At 63.3% G+C, this 221-nt stretch carries 1 protein-coding gene; it reads left to right on the top strand.

Translation table 11 applies throughout. The annotated features are described in order from the left end of the window. On the top strand, nt 1-221 hold a 221-nt coding region (locus IV01_RS26025; RefSeq protein WP_080290172.1), incomplete at both ends, for a YkgJ family cysteine cluster protein.

Here is a 221-nt window from a genome sequence, read left to right as displayed (position 1 = left end):
GATGCTCGGGACAGAATCCAAGCCGGCGCGCTGCGTCGGGTTGATCGGCGATGTGGGATGCGGCGTGCGATGCACGATGTACGAGCAGCGCTCGAGCACTTGTCGCGAATTCGAAGCGTCTTGGGCTGATGGTCAGTACAACGCCCATTGTGACGCGGCTCGGGCAGCCCATGGCCTGCCGCCGTTGACGCCTCCATTAGAGCCGCAATTGTCGCCCGACA

It is taken from the genome of Pseudomonas syringae, assembly GCF_000737245.1.
Taxonomy (GTDB): domain Bacteria; phylum Pseudomonadota; class Gammaproteobacteria; order Pseudomonadales; family Pseudomonadaceae; genus Aquipseudomonas; species Aquipseudomonas syringae_J.
This window is presented reverse-complemented; position numbering and strand designations above follow the sequence as displayed.